The sequence below is a fragment of the Paraclostridium bifermentans genome, assembly GCF_019916025.1.
Taxonomy (GTDB): Bacteria; Bacillota; Clostridia; order Peptostreptococcales; family Peptostreptococcaceae; genus Paraclostridium; species Paraclostridium bifermentans.
The window spans coordinates 2,969,092-2,988,816 of the sequence record NZ_CP079737.1 but is presented as its reverse complement, the minus strand read 5'-3'; the positions used below and the strand labels follow the sequence as shown (position 1 = coordinate 2,988,816).

Sequence of the window (19,725 nt, the reverse complement as noted above, 5' to 3'; positions counted from 1 at the left end):
TGCGGGTGTAGCTCAATGGTAGAGTTCCGGCCTTCCAAGCCGGCTGTGAGGGTTCGATCCCCTTCACCCGCTCCAAATAAAGATTATGTGGTTATTATAGCAAAGAGGATACACCTGTTCCCATTCCGAACACAGAAGTTAAGCTCTTTAGCGCCGATGGTACTTGGTGGGAAGCTGCCTGGGAGAGTAGGACGTAGCCGCGTAATCTTTTTTATTTTACGTGGATTTGCGGTGGTTAAGATTTAGTTTGCACTTGGGTCATAAAGCTGAGAAGATGCTTTGAATGACCTCTGCGTTGCAAACTAAACCTTAACCACTTTTTGTTGTGCAAAATAAAGAAGGATTACGCTTGTACGGTATGAGTTAAAGGATAAGAGAAGATGCTTTAAAATGACTTCTGCATTGTAACTTAATACTAACCATTTTTTGATGTATAAAATAAAAAAGATCACGCTTGTACAGTAAGATATGAAGAAATAAGGGAAGATGCTTTGAATGACCGCTACGCTGCAAACTAAATCTTAACCAATTTTGTTGTATAAAATAAAAAAAGAATTATGTAGCTATGGTATGAAATAAAGAGATAATAAAAGATAAACAAATATAAATGGGTAATATAGGTAAAAACTATTGAATTTAAGTTTAAAATAGATAAAAACTATTGGAAATGAATTGTCTAATAATGTTAAAATTTAATAGTATAACAAATCAGGAGGGGAATTATGAAGAAAATATTATTATTATGTAGTATGCTTCTAGTGATAACGTTATCTCTAGTTGGATGTGGTAGCAAAGATAAAGAATCTGCTGAAGGTGAAAAGAAATATAACTACTATACAGCAGATCAATTAAAAGAAGCAATAGAAAGTAAAAAAGATATTACACTTGTAGATATACAACCTAAAGAAGACTATGATAAGCATCATATAGAGGGAACTATACCTACTTATGCTTATCCAGCAGAAAAGGATGAAGAAAAAGCTAAGATAGATACAGTTTTACCTAAGTTAGAAGAAAATAATAATCCTATAGTAGTTGTATGCCCAGGTGGTGGCGGTGGAGCTAAAAATACAATAAACTATTTAGAATCTAAAGGAATAAAATCAGACAGAATGTTTATATTAGAAAATGGACAAAAAGGTTGGCCTTACAAAGAATTATTAGAAAAATAAATTTAAAGCTATCTATATTATAGGTAGCTTTTTTGCGCTTAACTGAGTTATACTTATTGAAGGCTTGTTAATAATACATAAAATTTACTTTTAGCAATACAATATGTTTTTAGTGTGAAGTAGATTTAATTTATTAAAAATTAAATTAAATAAGTTTTAAGAAACACATAGATTGGTATATTAAATATAAGCAACATTTAATAGAATTGGTTATTTTAGTTAAAATTTTATAATAATTATGATAATTAAAAATTTTATAAGATTTATTTAAAATTTATGTTTAGTAAGATAGTCGACGGGTATATATATACTATAACAAGTTAACAACAATTTAGAAACTAATTAAATTAATATATATAAGGTTAAAGGGAGGATTTTAATATGAAAAAATTTGTTTGTACAGTATGCGGATATATACATGAAGGAGAAACAGCACCAGAGATTTGTCCAGTATGTAAAGTAGGAGCTGATAAGTTCGAAGAAATGAAAGGTGAAATGGTTTGGGCAGACGAGCATAGAATAGGAGTAGCTCAAGGAATAGATCCAGAAGTAATAGAAGGATTAAGAGCTAACTTCACAGGTGAATGTACAGAAGTAGGAATGTACTTAGCAATGAGTCGTCAAGCAGACAGAGAAGGATTCCCAGAAGTAGCAGAAGCATATAAGAGAATAGCATTTGAAGAAGCAGAACATGCAGCTAAATTTGCAGAGTTATTAGGAGAAGTAGTAGTAGCAGATACACAAGCTAACTTAAAAGCAAGAGTAGAAGCTGAATATGGAGCAACTGATGGAAAATTAAAATTAGCTAAAAGAGCTAAAGAATTAGGATTAGATGCTATACATGATACAGTACATGAAATGTGTAAAGATGAAGCTAGACATGGAAAAGCATTCTTAGGATTATTAAATAGACATTTTGGGAAATAATATATAGAGATTGGATAAATAGCTTAAATATATATCTAAAAATGTGTTTAAAGCAACATATTTTGGGTATATATTTAGGCACTAGGAAAAACGTTAACAAATTACTGATAATTAACGTGGAAAATTAAAAATTACATTAAATACAGGGAGGATTTTAAACATGAAAAAATTTGTTTGTACAGTATGCGGATATATACATGAAGGAGAAACAGCACCAGAGATTTGTCCAGTATGTAAAGTAGGAGCTGATAAGTTCGAAGAAATGAAAGGTGAAATGGTTTGGGCAGACGAGCATAGAATAGGGGTAGCTCAAGGAATAGATCCAGAAGTAATAGAAGGATTAAGAGCTAACTTCACAGGTGAATGTACAGAAGTAGGAATGTACCTAGCAATGAGTCGTCAAGCAGACAGAGAAGGATATCCAGAAGTAGCAGAAGCATATAAGAGAATAGCATTTGAAGAAGCAGAACATGCAGCTAAATTTGCAGAGTTATTAGGAGAAGTAGTAGTAGCAGATACACAAGCTAACTTAAAAGCAAGAGTAGAAGCTGAATACGGAGCAACTGATGGAAAATTAAAATTAGCTAAAAAAGCTAAAGAATTAGGATTAGATGCTATACATGATACAGTACATGAAATGTGTAAAGATGAAGCTAGACATGGAAAAGCATTCTTAGGATTATTAAATAGACATTTTGGAAAATAATAATTAGATATATAAATAAGCCCTCATATTAGTAAATTAATTTACTAATATGAGGGCTTATTTTGTGATTTAAAATAAAATTTATATAAAAAATGAATATATAGTATGTACTATTTATGAAAAATTTTTGGAAGTTTTACACTGAATGATAAAATACTAACAAAAAACACATACTTTATAAAATATTTTATAAAGAAATGTTTTATAATAAAATTTAAAATTAAAAAACAATAATATCTTATTTTAAAAAAAGTGATATAATAAATTTTATAAAAGGCAAAGGTTTTGCTACACATAATTTATTGTTTTAAATTTAAATAAATAATAGATTGGAGCAAAAGCGAGGAGGCATATATGAAAGAATTATTAGAATTAAACCCAATAATTTGTGCGATAAAGGGTGATGCACATTTAGAAGATGCTGCAAATTCAGACGGAGATATTGTTTTTTTATTAAATGAAGATATCCTTACTTTAAAAGAAAAAATACAAATTTTACATGAACACAATAAGAAAGTATTTGTTCATATTGATATGATAACAGGGCTTTCATCTAGTCCTATAGCTGTAGATTATATGAAAAAAGAATTCAATTTGGATGGGATAATAACAACTAAAACTAATATAGTTAAAAGAGCTATAGAGTTAGATTTAAAAGTTGTTCAAAGATTTTTCTTTATAGATTCTATGTCTCTTGAGAATGCAATTGAAAGTTTAAAGAGAGTAAAACCAGATGCAATAGAGATTATGCCAGGTGTAATTCAAAAGGTAATAAAAAAAATGAACAAAACTTATCCTAACGTACCTATTATATGTGGAGGATTAATAGATAGAAAAGAAGAAATAATTGGTGGATTATCAGCTGGAGCTATGGCTATATCTACTACGGATATTGAGATGTGGTAATTAACAAAAAAGTAGCTTTTTCAATTGATATAGCAGTTTAGTTTATTAAATATCTAACAAAGTATTTTATTGACTGGAAAATGTTTTCGTGATAGCATTTAATTAAATTAATAACTGGCTGGAGATGAGAGAGCCCCCTATAAAAATGATAGGAGCTCTCTGTTTTTTTGCCTTATTTGACTAATTACATAAAATATCAAGGGAGGTATTGAGTTGAAAAAGACTTTATTAGGAGAGTGCATATCTGAATTTATTGGATCATGGATATTGATTTTTATAGGGTGTGGAGCTGTAGCATCTATGGTATTAAGTGGAGCAGATGTTTCTCAATGGGAAATAGGAATAATATGGGGGTTAGCTGTAACAATTGCAATATATGTAACTGGAGCAGTGTCAGGTACTCATATAAATCCAGCTGTAACAATTGCATTAATGGTACACAGAGATTTTCCAAAGAAAAAAGTATTGCCATATATTATTGCTCAAATACTAGGATGTTTTGCAGGAGCAGCAACAGTTTACTTATTATTTAATAAGCTATTCTTATCATTTGAGAATGCAAATAATATAGTAAGAGCTGGTTCAAACGGACTTACTACAGCAGGTATATTTTCTACTTATCCAAATGCTGCATTAAACTCATTTGATGCATTACTTGTAGAAACTTTCATAACTATGTTGTTAGTCATAGTGATATTAGCAGTAGGCGAAGAAAAAAATTCAAACAAACCTATGTCAAATTTAGCACCAGTTTTTATAGGGATAACAATAGCTATAATAGGAGCTAGTTTTGGAGTATTAACAGGCTTTGCAATGAATCCAGCAAGAGATTTTGGACCTAAGATGTTTGCTGTTTTAGCAGGTTGGGGAAGCGGAGCACTAGGACCTGACATGTATTTTTGGGTACCTATAGTAGGACCTATAATAGGAGCTATTCTTGCAGGATTTGTATTCGATAAAGGCGTTAAAAAGTACATGAATTAAAATACATCAAGGATTTAAAATAAATAATCATTGGAGGCAAAGCGATATGAAAAAATATATGATGGCATTAGACCAAGGAACTACAAGTTCAAGAGCTATATTATTTGATAAAGAAGGAAATTTAGTAGCTACGTCACAAAAAGAATTTACTCAATTTTATCCAAAGCCAGGATGGGTAGAGCACAATCCTATGGAAATATGGGGAAGTCAAAGTGGTGTAATGAGAGAAGTGTTAGAAACTAATGGCATTAAACCAGAACAAGTTTGTGGTATTGGTATAACAAATCAAAGAGAAACTACTATAGTTTGGGATAAGAATACAGGTAAGCCGGTATATAACGCAATTGTATGGCAATGTAGAAGAACATCTCAGATATGTGATGAATTAGAAGCTAAAGGATATAAAGATAAAATAAAAGATAAAACAGGATTGATTCTTGATGCATATTTCTCAGCAACTAAGATAAAATGGATACTTGATAATGTTGAGGGTGCTAGAGAGAAAGCTGAAAATGGAGAATTATTATTCGGAACAGTAGATACATGGTTAATATGGAACTTAACTAGAGGTAAGGTGCATGTTACAGATTACTCAAATGCAGCAAGAACAATGTTATATAATATAAAAGATTTAAAATGGGATGATGAAATATTAGAAATACTGGATATACCAAAAAGTATGTTACCAGATGTTAAACCATCTAGCTATATATACGGAAACACTGATGAGTATATGTTAGGTGGAGCAGAAATTCCTATAGCTGGATGTGCAGGAGACCAACAAGCAGCATTATTTGGTCAGACTTGTTTTGAAGAAGGATGCGCTAAAAATACTTATGGAACAGGTTGTTTTATGCTTATGAACACTGGAGAGAAGATGGTTGAATCAAAAAATGGATTACTTACAACTATAGCTTGGGGTGTTGATGGCAAAGTAGAGTATGCGCTAGAAGGAAGTATATTTATAGGTGGAGCATCTATACAATGGTTAAGAGATGAATTAAGAATATTATATGATGCTAAGCAAAGTGAATTCTATGCTGAAAGTGTAAAAGATACTAATGGTGTATATGTAGTTCCAGCTTTTGCAGGACTTGGAGCACCGTATTGGGATATGTATGCAAGAGGATCTGTTATGGGGCTTACTCGTGGAGCTAACAGAGCTCACTTAGTTCGTGCTACACTTGAATCAATAGCATATCAAGTAAAAGATGTGTTAAATGCTATGAAAGAAGACTCAGGCTTAGAGCTTAAAAATCTTAAAGTTGATGGTGGAGCCAGTGCTAACAATTTCTTAATGCAGTTCCAATCAGATATATTAAATGTAAGCATAAATAGACCTAAAGTACTTGAAACTACAGCGTTAGGAGCAGCATACCTTGCTGGGTTAGCAGTAGGATTCTATGAAAATAAAGAGGATATTAAAAAGTCTGTGTCATTAGAAAAAGAATTTGAGCCAAACATGAGTGAAGAAAAAAGAAATTTATTATACAAAGGATGGAAAAGAGCAGTAAATAGATCTCTTTTATGGGCAAAAGAAGATGAAGAATTCGAAAAAGAGTTAGCTAGTGTAAAAAATTAATGATAAATTACTAATAAAAGTTATATAATTGAAGTAAGTAGTAAAAAAATTAAAAAATATAGATATTGGTGTTAAGTAATAAAGGAGATAAAATGGAAAGAATACTATTTGCTCATAGAGGAATGTCTACATTAGCACCAGAAAACACTTTATCAGCGTTTTCATTATGCAAGGATAAAGGAATAAAATGGTTTGAATGTGACATTGATATTTTAAAAGATAAAACTCTAGTAATAAATCATGATGATACATTAGATAGATGTAGCAATAAAACAGGGTCTTTATATGATATTTGTAAAGAAGATTTAAATGATATAGATGCAGGAAGTTGGTTTGGTGATGATTATATTGGAGAAAGAATACCAACTTTAGATGAGTTGATTGAATTGATAAATAAATATAAATTAAATGTCAATTTTGAATTGAAGTCATGTTGTGGAGGTAAAGAATTAACGCAAGATCTTATAGAGGGATTTGTAAAAGCTTTAAATAAATTAGATGATGATGTAAGAGTTATCGTTTCGAGTTTTAACCCATTAATGTTGTCTAAATTTAAAGATCTAAGCCCGAATACTCCTGTGGGATGTTTATTTGAAACATACAATTTACACGATGATTGGTCTTCTATAATGGAAATGTGTAGAGCTGAGTATATACATCCACAAAATAAAGGATTAACTAAAGAAATGGTAGAAAAATTTAGAAGTTATGGATATAAAATTAATGTTTGGACTGTAAATGACCTAGCAAGAGCTAATCAACTATTTAATTGGGGGGTTACAGGTATATTTACAGATATAGCGGATAGATTCCCTAAATCATATAAGTACAAAGAGGATATAGTTTGTGAAGCAAATATATAATCCAAATAATTTAGGGTAGTGACAGTTAAAATAATCTATGATAATATAGAATTATAAAAGGAAAACGATTTTAAAAAATGAAATATTATGGCGAAGAGATAAGAGAGCCTTCTATACATTGTATAGGGGGGCTCTCTATTTTTTTTCAAGGAGGCAAAATTATGTATGATATAGCAATAATAGGAGCAGGGATAAGTGGAAGTGCCATAGCTAGAGAATTATCAAAGTATAATTTAAAAACAGTAGTTATAGAAAAAGGAATAGAAGTTTGCCAAGGAACTACTAAGTCAAATAGTGCTATAGTGCATGGTGGATATGATGCAAAGGTTGGAAGCTTAAAAGCTAAGTTAAATATAGAAGGTAATAAATTATATAAAGATTTATGTAAAGATTTAAACGTAGACTTTAAACAAACAGGATCGTTAGTTTTAGCATTTGATGAAGAAGAAATGAAACACGTTAGAGGTTTATACGAAAGAGGATTAGAAAATAAAGCGACTGGATTAAAAGTATTAAATAAAGAAGAAGTATTAGAACTAGAACCAAATGTTAATGAAAATGTAGTTGGAGCATTACTTTGTGAGAGTGCAGGAATTGTTTGTCCATTTAACTTAAATATAGCACTTATGGAAAATGCTATGTTTAATGGAGTAGACTTAAAACTAGAATCTGAAGTTTCAGACATAGTTAAAGAAGACGATTGCTTCAATATAAAAATAAAAAATAAAAATGATATAAAAGCTAAATATGTTGTAAATGCAGCTGGAGTTTTCGCTGATAAGATAAACAACATGATAGGTGGAGACGAATATTTTATAATACCTAGAAAAGGAGAATATAAAATATTAGATAAAAGCGAAGGTAAAATTGCTAATCATGTTTTATTCCAATGTCCAACTGAAAAAGGAAAAGGAGTATTGGTTACACAAACAGTGCATGGCAATTTATTAGTAGGGCCAAATGCTACTGCTGTAGATGAAAAAGAAGATGTATCTACATCAAAAGACGGAATTAGTGAAATCGTAAATAGCTCTAAAAAGACTATAGAAAATATAGATTTCAGAAAAACAATAACTAGTTTTGCAGGGCTTAGAGCAACTCCAAATACAGGAGACTTTATGATATTTGCATCAAAGAAATGTAAAAACTTTATAAATGTTGGAGGAATAGAATCACCAGGCCTTGCATCAGCACCAGCAGTTGCAAAATATGTTGTAGAAATTCTTAAAGAAGAAGGATTAATGTTAAGTGAAAATAAAAAGTTTGAGTCTAAAAGACATAAGAATAAACCTTTCATAAAAATGACTCAAGAAGAAAAAGAAGAAATTATGAAGAAGGATCCAAGATACAAAAAAATAGTTTGTAGATGCGAAAGTATAACAGAAGGTGAAATTGTAGATGCAATAAATTCACTATGTGGAGCTAGAACACTAGATGGGGTTAAAAGAAGAGTAAGACCAGGTATGGGAAGATGTCAAGGTGGATTTTGCGGACCTAAAGTTATAGAAATATTAGCAAGAGAGCTTAAAATAGATGTGGAAGATGTTTTAAAAGACTACGAAAACTCTAATACTGTATTAGGAAAATCAAAAGAATTAAGGGGTGAGTTAGTTGAAATATAATGTTGTAGTTGTTGGAGGAGGACCTGCAGGTTTAGGTGCAGCAGTTGAAGCTAAAAGAAATGGTGCAAAAGATGTACTTATAATAGAAAGAGATAGAGAACTAGGTGGAATACTTAATCAATGTATACACAATGGTTTTGGATTACATGAGTTTAAAGAAGAATTAACAGGACCGGAGTATGCTCATAAATTCATAGAAATGGTTAAACAAGAAAATATTGAATATATGCTAGATACGATGGTTTTAAATATAAGTGAAGATAAGACTATAGAAGCTTTAGGTGAAGATGGAATAATAAATATAAAAGCAGACGCTATAGTTTTAGCAATGGGATGTAGAGAAAGAACAAGAGGAGCGATAGATATACCTGGATATAGACCAGCAGGAGTTTATAATGCTGGAGCTGCTCAAAGACTTTCTAATATGGAAGGATATATGGTAGGAAAAGAAATTGTTATATATGGGTCTGGTGATATAGGACTTATAATGGCAAGACGTATGACATTAGAAGGAGCTAAAGTAAAGGCAGTAGTTGAAATAAACCCACATTCAAGTGGATTAACTAGAAATATTGTTCAATGTTTAGATGATTTTGACATACCTTTAATGTTAAGTACAGGAATAACACATATAGATGGAAAAGAAAGAGTAAAAGGGGTTACAATTAGCAAGCTAGATGAAAATAGAAGACCTATAAAAGGAACAGAAGAATATATAAGCTGTGATACTCTTCTTTTATCTGTAGGGCTTATACCTGAGAATGAATTAAGTGTTGAAGCTGGAGTTGTATTAGACAATAAAACTAGTGGACCTATTGTAAATAATTCAATGTCTACAAATGTAGATGGAGTGTTTGCATGTGGGAATGTTGTTCATGTTCATGACTTAGTTGATTTTGTTACAAAAGAAAGTAAAATAGCTGGAAAGAATGCAGCTTTATACTGTTTAAATAAGTTAAATAAAAATAAAGAAGTTAACACAGTTGCAGATAATGGAATTATATATATAGTTCCTCAAAATATAGATGTTAGCAGTGATGAAGATGTAAACTTATTTATGAGAGTAAGAGAAATTTGCAAAAATAAAAAGTTAGTTGTTAGAAGTAACGATGAAATTATTCTAGAGAAAAAGAGACCTCATATGATACCTTCAGAGATGGAAAATATAAAAATTAGTAAAGATTTATTCAAAGATATTAAAGGAAATATAATAGTTAGTGTAGAGGAGGCATAATTATGAAAAATGTTACTTGTACAGTATGTCCAATGGGATGTTCATTAGTTGTAAGTAAAGTTGATGGAGAATATAAAGTAGAAGGAAACACATGTAAAAGAGGAGCAAAATATGGAGTTGAGGAAGTTACAAATCCAAGAAGAGTTATAACTACTACAGTTAAACTTAGCGGTTCTTATTTAAACTTACTTCCAGTTAAAACTAATGACTCTGTGCCTAAAGAGTTAATGTTTGATATTATGAAAGTTTTAGATAAAGTATGCGTATGTGCACCTGTTAATGTGGGAGATATTATAGTTAAAGACATATTAGGAACAGGTGTTGATATTGTAAGTTCTAAGAGTATGGAAAGTATGAATACAAGTGATAAAAATAGTGATCATGAATTAAGAGATTGTATATAATAAAAAATTAATGGACAATAAAAATAACCTTCTTTAGATATAAATATATTTAAAGGAGGTTACTTTTATTGTTAGAATTATTAAAGTATATAACTTATTTTAGTAATAACTATATAGTTGGTTAAATATACTTAAGTATAAAAAATAAAAATAAAAATTTTAGAGGAATATAGAAATTTTTATAGAATTATATATAATAGATAGAGTATGTGATAAATTATAATTAAATATTAGAGATTATAGGTTTTTTAAAATTAATAGGGAAAGAGGTTAAAATCCTCTGCAGCCCCCGCTACTGTAAAGCTGATGAAACTTTTAAAACCACTGTAAATTTTACGGGAAGGAAAAGGAGTAAAGAGAAGCTAAGCCAGGAGACCTGCCTATAATTGAAAAATTAAGTTCTTCGGGGTGAAGGAAAATAATTGAAAGTATCATAGTTTAAAAGTACTATGTCCACTTTGTCATGTTATTAAATCCTAATCCAAAGATTGGGATTTTTTTACGCTTAAGTAAAGTATGCTTACAAAAAACTATAGTATTCTATAAAATTTAGTTATATTAAAATACTAGGTTTTAGGCGTAAAAAAATTTTTTTGAGCAACGGACGAAGTCGTTGGCGACATGAGCAAAGCGAATTTTTATGTATGCCCTTTAAAACTTAGAGTTGATTTAGTCATTTTATCACATGAAACAATAATGTACTAAATAAAAAAAGAGAGGGATTTAAAATGAATTATTTAAAATTATCAGTTATAGCAGGATTACTACTTGTAATCTTAAATCCTGTGACTTCACATGCAATGCACATCATGGAAGGATTCTTACCTATGCAATGGTCTATATTATGGACTGTCGTATTTATACCATTTTTCATATACGGGTTAAAATCAATAAATAAAATAGTAAAAGCTGATCCTAAAAAGAAAGTACTGTTAGCTCTAGCAGGTGCATTTGTATTCGTACTATCAGCTTTAAAAATACCATCTTTAACAGGTAGTTGTTCACATCCTACTGGTGTAGGTCTAGGAGCAATATTGTTTGGGCCATCTGTAATGGCAGTAGTTGGAAGTATAGCTTTACTATTTCAAGCTATACTTCTTGCGCATGGAGGACTTACAACTTTAGGAGCAAATGCTTTTTCTATGGCTATAGTAGGTCCTATAGTATCGTTTTTAATATTTAAATTCTGTAAAAAAAGAAACATTAGTACAGGAAAAAGTGTATTTTTTTCAGCAGCATTAGGAGATTTAGCTACATATACTGTAACTGCAACTCAATTAGCATTAGCATTTCCTGATCCAGCAGGAGGTATATTAGGGTCATTAGTAAAATTTTTAGGTGTATTCTTTATAACTCAAATACCTATAGCAATTGCAGAAGGATTATTAACTACATTAGTATACAATTTAATAACACAAAATGAAGAAGGAGTTGTAGAAGATGAGTACAAATTCGAAAGTCAAAACTAGAAATAAAAATATACTATTATTAATTTTAACAGTAATCTTAATAATAACTCCGTTAATATTAAACTCAACTGCTGAATACGGAGGTGCTGATGGAGAAGCAGAATCTTTAATTAGTGAAATAAATCCTAATTATAAACCTTGGTTTAATAGTTTATATGAACCACCTAGTGGTGAGATTGAAAGTTTACTTTTCTCTACTCAAGCAGCTATAGGGGCAGGAATAATTGGATATTTTTTAGGATATAAAAAAGGAAAAAAAGATAAATGTTAGAAATTGACAACTGTGCATATTTAAATAATATAAAAGATGTAAATCCATTGATAAAATTAGGAATTACATTTATAGGAGTTATAGCTTCTATGCTTACCCAAAATGCAAATATACATATACTTATAATGCTATTTATGACAGCTTTAATACTATTTATAGCAAGAGTAGATATGAAACTATACATTAAATGTTTAAAAATACCTATAATTTTTTTAATTATAGGTATTGGATTAAATTTGATTAATATATCATTTGAAAATAAAGATTATATATTCAATGTAAATATATTAGGATTATACATAGGAACTACTGAATTTGCTGTAAAAAGCTCAGTAAACATATTACTTAGAGCTATGAGTTGTATTATATCAATTTATTTCTTAATACTTACGACTCCATTTAATCAATTAATAATAGTATTAAAAAAACTACATATTCCACATACACTTATAGAATTGATGATTTTAATTTATAGATTTATATTTATATTTATAGAAGAAGCAGAAGAAATATATAAATCACAACAACTAAAATTTGGGTATACGAATTTAATGACATCATATAATTCAATGTCATTGCTTATAAAAACATTGTTTTTTAGAATGATGAGAAGATATGAAGATATGAGTATATCTTTAGATATAAAGTTGTATGATGGTAAATTTCACGTATAGGAGACTAAAATGTTTAAAGTAGAAAACTTAACATATAAATATGAAAAAAATAATAAAGCATTAGACAATATAAGTTTAGATTTTTCAAATGGGAATATGATTGGGATAATAGGTTCAAATGGGTCAGGTAAGTCAACTTTATTTATGAACTTAATGGGGATATTGAAACCTTCATCAGGAAAAATTATTTATGATAGTAAAGAATTAAGTTATAAAAAGAAAGACTTGTATAACTTAAGAAGAGATGTAGGTATAGTATTTCAAGATCCAGATAAGCAGATATTTTATTCAAGAGTATATGATGACATTGCATTTTCTTTAAGAAATATAGGGTTAGAAGAAAGTGAAATAAATAAAAAAGTTTATAGAGCATTAGAATTGGTTAATGCGATAGATTTAATAGATAAGCCAGTACATTTTTTAAGCTATGGGCAGAAAAAAAGAGTAGCTATAGCATCTGTTATAGCTATGGAAAACAAAGTTGTTTTATTAGATGAGCCAACAGCTGGATTAGACCCAATAAGTACAAAAGCTATTATAAAAATATTAAAAGAATTATGTGAAAAGGGCGTAAAGGTAGTTATATCGAGTCATGATATGGATTTAATATATGACCTTTGCGACTATATATATGTTTTAAATAAAGGTAAGATAACAATTGAAGGAAATTCTAATGACGTTTTTAAAGATGATTTGAAAATTAAAGAGGCAGGATTAAATAGTCCATGGCTTGTAAAAATACACAAAAACATGAATTTACCTTTATTTAAAAAAGAAGAGGATTTATACGATTATTTTAATAAAACATGTATAAATTCTGTTAATAATTAGCCCCTAATCTTATTAAGTTAAGATTAATATATATAATAAATAAATACCTTTAGTCTAAATTTAATCCTTGGATATATATCTGAGGATTTTTTCTTTGTAGAAAAAATTAAAAAAATGGATATGATTAATATGGGCTTTTAATAAATTTGAATAAATATAGATAATAGATTAAAATATACATATAACATATACAATCAGGAGGTAATGATGGATATAGATTCACTAAACCCCGCCCAAAAAGAAGCGGTATTAAAAACAGAAGGGCCAGTGCTTATATTAGCAGGAGCTGGTTCAGGAAAAACGAGAGTTTTAACAACAAGAATAGCTCATCTTATGAAAAATAAAGGAGTACATCCTAGTAATATATTAGCAATAACATTTACAAATAAAGCTGCAAATGAAATGAAGGAAAGAGTTGAAGAAACTATAGATTCGGATGTCAAAGATATGTGGATAACAACTTTCCATTCATGCTGTGTTAGAATTCTTAGAAAAGATATAAATAGAATCGGATATAATAGATCTTTCGTTATATATGATAGCTCAGACCAAGTTACTTTAGTTAAAGATTGTTTAAAGGAATTAAACTTAAGTGATAAATCTTTTGAACCTAAAGTAGTTATAAGTTATATTTCTGGAGCAAAAGATAAATTATTAAGTCCTAAAGAATATAAAGATATGCATAGAAATGATGCGAGAATGAGTAAAATTGCAGATGTATATACTTTATACCAAGACCGTTTAAAAAGAAATAGTGCACTAGACTTTGATGATTTAATAATAAAAACTGTTGAGTTACTAAAAACGGAAGAAAGTGTACTAGCATACTATATAAATAAATTTAGATATATAATGGTAGATGAGTATCAAGATACAAGTAAAGCTCAATATGAATTTATAAAGTTGCTAGCTAAAGAGCATCAAAACATATGTGTTGTTGGAGATGATGACCAAAGTATATATGGATGGAGAGGTGCAGATATAAGAAATATACTTGAATTTGAAAGAGACTATGATGATGTTCATGTAGTAAAATTAGAACAAAATTATAGATCAACTCAAGTTATATTAGATGCAGCTAATACAGTTATCTCTAATAATATAGAAAGAAAGAGAAAAAAACTTTGGAGTGAGCAAAAAGAAGGCGAAAAGATTAAGATACAGGTAACATCAGACGAGATAGAAGAAGCAGATTTTGTTGCTGATAATATATGGAGAATTCATAGAAAGCAAAACAAACCTTTTAAAGACTTTGCTGTATTATACAGAGCGAATGCACAAGCTCGTGCTATAGAGGATGCTTTAAATAGAAGTCAAATACCATATAATATATATGGAGGAACTAAATTCTATGAAAGAAAAGAAATAAAAGATTTAGTTGCATACTTAAGAGTTCTTCAAAATGTCCAAGATGATATATCTTTAAAGAGAATAATAAATGTTCCTAAAAGAGGAATTGGACTTAGAACAATAGAAAAAATAGAGGATAGAGCTAGCTTAAAGCAAGAGAGTATATTCTCCGTTCTTTTAGATGTAGATACTAACTCTGATATATCTACAAAAGCTAGAGCAAATATAAATGGATTTGTAGATTTAGTAGGAACTCTTAGAGTAATAAAGGATGCTTATTCAGTAAGTAAACTTATAGAGAAAGTTTTAGATGTTACTGGATATTTAGATGAACTTGAAAAAGATAAAAATGAAGACGCTCAAGACAGAATAGACAACTTAAAAGAGTTTATATCAATTGCTATTGAATTTGAAAATACTAGTGAAGAAAAAGATTTAGAAACATTTTTAACTAATGTAGCTCTTACTTCAACAGAAAGTGATGATGAAGAAAATGACAGAGTATCACTTATGACAATCCATACATCTAAGGGACTTGAGTTTCCAGTTGTTCATTTAGTTGGTATGGAAGAAGGATTATTCCCTATATCTAGAGCAGTAAGATCTATGAGTGAATCTGATATAGAGGAAGAAAGAAGACTTTGTTATGTTGGAATAACAAGAGCTAAAAAAGAACTTTTCATGACACTTACAAAGAAAAGAACTCTTTATGGAAAAACTAATCCATCTATACAATCTAGATTTATGGAAGAACTTCCAGAGGAGTGTATAGAAAAATTAAATAAAGAAGAACATGAATTAAGCTATTCTAAAGCTAATTACAATATATTAGATAAATATAAGCAAAAATATATGAAATCTATGAATAAGGCTAGTGTAGCAAATAAGGTACATGCCACTATAAAAGAAAATAAGCCAGAACCTACATCTGATGATATAAAATTAGGTTCAAAGGTTTATCATCCTAAATTTGGGGTAGGAACTGTAGTAGCAGCTGTTGGATCTGACTTAACAATAGCTTTTAATAATCAAGGTATAAAGAAGATAAATAAAGAATATACGACACTTGATTTATTATAAAATAAAAGTTTTAAGGGGGATTTGTAATGAATTCAAAAGAATTTGCAAGAAACTTAATAGGGTTTATAGAGAAAAGCCCTACAGCTTTTCACTCAGTAGAAACATCTGAAGAGTTATTAAAATTAAATGGGTTTAAAAAACTTGACTCAAGAGAAGAATGGAAACTAGAGCAAGATGGAAAATACTATACAACTAAAAACTCATCAGCAATAGTTGCATTTACCATAAACACTAACAATTTAAAAGAAGATGGATTTAGAATAATAGGATCACATTCAGATTCTCCATCTTTTAGAGTTAAGCCAAATCCAGAAATGGAAGCTGAAAAAACTTACTTAAAATTAAATACAGAATGCTATGGAGGTCCTATACTAAATACATGGTTAGATAGACCGTTAGCAATAGCAGGAAGAGTTGTACTTAAAGGAGAAAGTGTATTAAGACCTGAAGAAACTTTAGTAAATATAAATAAACCTATATGTATAATTCCTAATTTAGCAATACACATGAATAGAGAAGTTAATGAAGGTGTAGCTCTTAACAAGCAAAAAGACATGTTACCATTAGTGGGATTATTAAATGATTCTCTAGAAAAAGATAACTTCCTTTTAAAAACTATAGCTAAAGAATTAGGAAGAAAAATAGAAGAAATTATTGATTTTGATTTATTTTTATACGAATATGAAAAAGGCATGTTAATAGGGCCTAATGAAGAAATGATATCTTGTGGAAGATTAGATAACCTATCAATGGCGCATGCTAGTTTACATGCACTTATAGATGCTAAATCATTAAATGGAGTGAATGTAGTTGCTGTATTTGATAATGAAGAAGTTGGAAGTTCAACTAAGCAAGGTGCTGATTCTAATATGCTATTAAATGTATTAGAAAGAATATCTTTATGTTTAGGTCAAAATAGAGAAGAATTTTTTAGAAGTTTATATTCTTCATTTATAATATCTGCAGACCTTGCACATGCAGTTCATCCTAATGTAGGAGAGAAGCATGACCCAACAAATAGACCTGTTATGGGGAAAGGGCCTGTTATAAAAATAAATGCAAACCAAGCTTATACTAGTGATAGCCAATCTATAGCTGTGTATAAAACTATATGCAAAGAAGCAGGAGTAAACTGCCAAGAATTTGTTAATAGATCTGATGTAAGAGGTGGAAGCACAATTGGACCTATATCATCTACTCATATAGATATACCATCTGTTGATGTTGGAAGTCCAATATTAGCTATGCACTCTATAAGAGAATTAGGATGCGTAGAAGATCATATGGATATATATAAAACTTTTAAAAAGTTTTATGAATTATAAGATTTAAATAGATAAATTAAAAAGGGGGGATGTATAAAAGGCTTTTACCTTTATACACCCCCTAAATTTATTATATAAATAAAAACTTAGGTTAGGAGTGAATTAGTATGAAAATAGGATTATGTTTAGCTGGTGGTGGAGCTAAAGGAGCCTTTCAAGCAGGTGTGATATATGGATTATGTGAAAGAGGTTTAGACTTTGATGTAATATCAGGAACTTCAATAGGAGCAATAAATGGTTATTACATATACACAAAAAATGTTAACAAGTTGAAAGAAATGTGGATAAATATTCAGACAATTGGTGAAAACGGTGTCAAAATAGTTGATAATACTGTGGATAACTCTTTAGCAATTGATTTATTAAGCAAACTTGAGGATAACTCTAAAATTAAGAAAAACTTCTATGTAAATTATGTGCAAATTGATAATTCAAGAATGAATGAAGTTGTAGTAGATATATCAAAAGAAAGTTATGAGCAAGGCCTAGACAGTATAAAGTATAGTTCACTACTTCCTTTTAGACCTTCAAAAGATTTAAGTCCATCGGAGCAATTTAAAAAAGATTTAATGGATGGAATATATAATGGATATAAATTAGATGGAGGAATGATAAATAATACGTTATTAAAACCATTGATAGATGAAAAAGTTGATAAAATTGTATTAATAACTATGAAGAAAGATTTTGAAGTACCAGATTATGTAAAGCAGTCGTATAAGGAAGAAAATATAATTGTAGTAAAACCTAATATAGAATTTAGTAAAAATGCTACTTTAAATTTTGAAGGAGAATTTTGTAAACAAATTTTTAATGAAGGATATGAAATATCTAAATCTTTAATATTCTAGCCTAATAAATGGGAATTAGGCTCAAAATGTTGAATAAATCTGCGTATGCTAGTATAATAAAAAGGTTCTGAATTTGAAATATAAAAATGGAGTTGATATAAACTATGGCAACTAAAAGAATTGCTGTACTAGGTGGACCTAGATGTGGAAAGACAACATTAATACAACATTTATACGTTGAAATGAAAATAGCAGGCTTAGATGTAGGTTATGCGTTAGAGTACTCAACAGACTATTTAAGAGACAAAGGTATGATAGAAACTATATCTGAACAATATGGTATATACTTAGGTCAAAAGAAAATAGAAGATGATTTATCAGGGTTTGAATATGCACTAACTGATTATGCTACATTTGTACCATATGTATATGGAAGATTTATGTTAGGTGACAGAAAAAGAACTAATAAAGAAATTCAAATTTTAAAAGACTTATATTGTCTAGCTATAGAAGATATACAAAACTATGATATGATAGTTTATGTTCCAAGACAATTTGGATATGTTAAAGATGGAGTTAGATGGCAAGATGAAAGTATTGCTATACAAATAGATGAAGCTATATTAAGTTTCTTAAAGTCTGAGAATATAAATTATGTAGAAGTATCAGGATCTACTAAAGATAGAGCAAAACAAATTTTAGATTTATTAGATATTAAATACGAAGAAACTGAATTGTTAGATTCAACTGATGAAAAATAAGCTGCTTAAATAAGTAGCTTATTTTTGTGATTTTTTATTATTATTGGTATATAATATAAAATGAGAATAAAAAAACTCATAAGAAAGGAAGTACATAAAATGGAAAATAAAAACCCTATAGTAACTATAGAAATGGAAAATGGAAAGCAAATAAAAGTTGAGTTATATCCACATATAGCTCCTAATACTGTTAAAAACTTTGTATCTTTAGTAGAATCAGGATACTATGATGGAGTTACATTCCACAGAGTTATACCTGGATTTATGATACAAGGTGGATGCCCTGATGGAAATGGAATGGGTGGACCAGGATACTCAATAAGAGGAGAATTCACTCAAAATGGACATACTAACAACTTAAAGCATGATAGAGGAGTTATATCAATGGCTAGAACAATGGCTCCAAACTCAGCTGGATCACAATTTTTCTTAATGCATGCTAATTCTCCACACTTAGATGGACAATATGCATCATTTGGTAGAATAATTGAAGGTATAGAAGTTGTAGATGAAATAGCTTCTGTAAGAACAGATAGAATGGACAAGCCTCAAACTCCACAAGTAATGAAAAAAGTTACTGTTGAGACATTTGGAAAAGACTATTCAGACGTAGAAAAAATGTAGTAGACAGTTTGTAGGATTGTATATTGATTTTCTTCACACGACAAACTGCGTTTGTAAGTGTTTCGTCAATCAATATACAATCCTACTTCGCTTTTTGGATGAGAAGAGTGAAGAATATAAAGGAAGAGAGATTCTTAAATTTTAAGAAT

General features: G+C 29.5%; 19 protein-coding genes, 1 tRNA gene, 1 rRNA gene and 1 riboswitch. All 21 genes read left to right on the top strand.

Translation table 11 applies throughout. The annotated features are described in order from the left end of the window. Position 1 precedes the first annotated feature (1 nt). The 21 genes from KXZ80_RS14420 (at position 2) to KXZ80_RS14320 (ending at position 19,576) form a co-directional block, all read left to right on the top strand. A tRNA-Gly gene (locus tag KXZ80_RS14420) sits at positions 2–75 on the top strand. An 11-nt stretch (positions 76–86) separates the two neighbouring features. Beyond that, a 5S ribosomal RNA gene (rrf, locus tag KXZ80_RS14415) occupies positions 87–203 on the top strand. A gap of 519 nt (positions 204–722) precedes the next feature. Continuing rightward, a complete protein-coding gene (locus tag KXZ80_RS14410) occupies positions 723–1,172 on the top strand; it encodes a rhodanese-like domain-containing protein (RefSeq protein ID WP_021431657.1) in 450 nt (149 codons plus the stop codon). Between the two features lie 381 nt (positions 1,173–1,553). Then, positions 1,554–2,099 carry an NADH peroxidase gene (locus KXZ80_RS14405; protein ID WP_119472458.1) on the top strand — a complete coding sequence of 182 codons (546 nt, stop codon included), beginning with the start codon at positions 1,554–1,556 and terminating at the stop codon, positions 2,097–2,099. Positions 2,100–2,259: 160 nt separating this feature from the next. After that, positions 2,260–2,805, top strand: coding sequence for an NADH peroxidase (locus KXZ80_RS14400; protein WP_024619944.1), 546 nt, complete (start codon positions 2,260–2,262; stop codon positions 2,803–2,805). A 354-nt stretch (positions 2,806–3,159) separates the two neighbouring features. After that, positions 3,160–3,711, top strand: a complete 552-nt coding sequence (locus KXZ80_RS14395) for a glycerol-3-phosphate responsive antiterminator (RefSeq protein ID WP_021431660.1) — start codon at positions 3,160–3,162, stop codon at positions 3,709–3,711. 213 nt (positions 3,712–3,924) lie between these two features. Next, on the top strand, positions 3,925–4,695 hold the full coding sequence (locus tag KXZ80_RS14390) for an MIP/aquaporin family protein (protein WP_021428400.1): 771 nt from the start codon (positions 3,925–3,927) through the stop codon (positions 4,693–4,695). 46 nt (positions 4,696–4,741) lie between these two features. Beyond that, entirely contained in the window at positions 4,742–6,277 is a 1,536-nt protein-coding gene (gene glpK, locus KXZ80_RS14385; RefSeq protein WP_021431661.1) for a glycerol kinase GlpK, read from the top strand. Between the two features lie 92 nt (positions 6,278–6,369). Continuing rightward, a complete protein-coding gene (locus tag KXZ80_RS14380; RefSeq protein ID WP_021431662.1) occupies positions 6,370–7,140 on the top strand; it encodes a glycerophosphodiester phosphodiesterase family protein in 771 nt (256 codons plus the stop codon). 161 nt (positions 7,141–7,301) lie between these two features. Next, positions 7,302–8,762: an NAD(P)/FAD-dependent oxidoreductase gene (locus KXZ80_RS14375; protein WP_021431663.1), complete on the top strand. Its 1,461-nt coding sequence runs from the start codon at positions 7,302–7,304 to the stop codon at positions 8,760–8,762. Further along, positions 8,752–9,996, top strand: coding sequence for an NAD(P)/FAD-dependent oxidoreductase (locus tag KXZ80_RS14370; RefSeq protein WP_021428484.1), 1,245 nt, complete (start codon positions 8,752–8,754; stop codon positions 9,994–9,996). Before KXZ80_RS14375 ends, KXZ80_RS14370 begins: the two co-directional genes overlap by 11 nt. 2 nt (positions 9,997–9,998) lie before the next feature. Next, positions 9,999–10,400: a DUF1667 domain-containing protein gene (locus tag KXZ80_RS14365; protein ID WP_021428369.1), complete on the top strand. Its 402-nt coding sequence runs from the start codon at positions 9,999–10,001 to the stop codon at positions 10,398–10,400. 224 nt (positions 10,401–10,624) lie between these two features. Next, positions 10,625–10,798, top strand: a riboswitch (cobalamin riboswitch). A 330-nt stretch (positions 10,799–11,128) separates the two neighbouring features. After that, positions 11,129–11,869 (top strand): energy-coupling factor ABC transporter permease, encoded by a 741-nt coding sequence (locus tag KXZ80_RS14360; protein ID WP_021431664.1) that lies wholly within the window; start codon positions 11,129–11,131, stop codon positions 11,867–11,869. Continuing rightward, positions 11,841–12,140, top strand: coding sequence for an energy-coupling factor ABC transporter substrate-binding protein (locus tag KXZ80_RS14355; RefSeq protein ID WP_021428421.1), 300 nt, complete (start codon positions 11,841–11,843; stop codon positions 12,138–12,140). The genes KXZ80_RS14360 and KXZ80_RS14355 overlap by 29 nt, the downstream gene beginning before the upstream one ends. Beyond that, entirely contained in the window at positions 12,134–12,814 is a 681-nt protein-coding gene (gene cbiQ / locus KXZ80_RS14350; RefSeq protein ID WP_021431665.1) for a cobalt ECF transporter T component CbiQ, read from the top strand. The genes KXZ80_RS14355 and cbiQ overlap by 7 nt, the downstream gene beginning before the upstream one ends. Before the next feature lie 9 nt (positions 12,815–12,823). Then, positions 12,824–13,645: an energy-coupling factor ABC transporter ATP-binding protein gene (locus KXZ80_RS14345; protein ID WP_021431666.1), complete on the top strand. Its 822-nt coding sequence runs from the start codon at positions 12,824–12,826 to the stop codon at positions 13,643–13,645. A gap of 207 nt (positions 13,646–13,852) precedes the next feature. After that, the gene (locus tag KXZ80_RS14340) at positions 13,853–16,075 is read left to right on the top strand and encodes a DUF3553 domain-containing protein (RefSeq protein WP_021431667.1); all 2,223 of its coding nucleotides are present in this window, start codon (positions 13,853–13,855) and stop codon (positions 16,073–16,075) included. Positions 16,076–16,101: 26 nt separating this feature from the next. Continuing rightward, complete coding sequence (locus tag KXZ80_RS14335; protein WP_021431668.1) at positions 16,102–17,400, top strand: M18 family aminopeptidase; 1,299 nt, start codon at positions 16,102–16,104, stop codon at positions 17,398–17,400. 107 nt (positions 17,401–17,507) lie between these two features. After that, the gene (locus KXZ80_RS14330; RefSeq protein WP_021431669.1) at positions 17,508–18,251 is read left to right on the top strand and encodes a patatin-like phospholipase family protein; all 744 of its coding nucleotides are present in this window, start codon (positions 17,508–17,510) and stop codon (positions 18,249–18,251) included. Between the two features lie 104 nt (positions 18,252–18,355). Beyond that, positions 18,356–18,952: an ATP/GTP-binding protein gene (locus KXZ80_RS14325; protein ID WP_021431670.1), complete on the top strand. Its 597-nt coding sequence runs from the start codon at positions 18,356–18,358 to the stop codon at positions 18,950–18,952. A 99-nt stretch (positions 18,953–19,051) separates the two neighbouring features. Further along, positions 19,052–19,576, top strand: a complete 525-nt coding sequence (locus tag KXZ80_RS14320; protein WP_021428410.1) for a peptidylprolyl isomerase — start codon at positions 19,052–19,054, stop codon at positions 19,574–19,576. Positions 19,577–19,725: the final 149 nt, after the last annotated feature.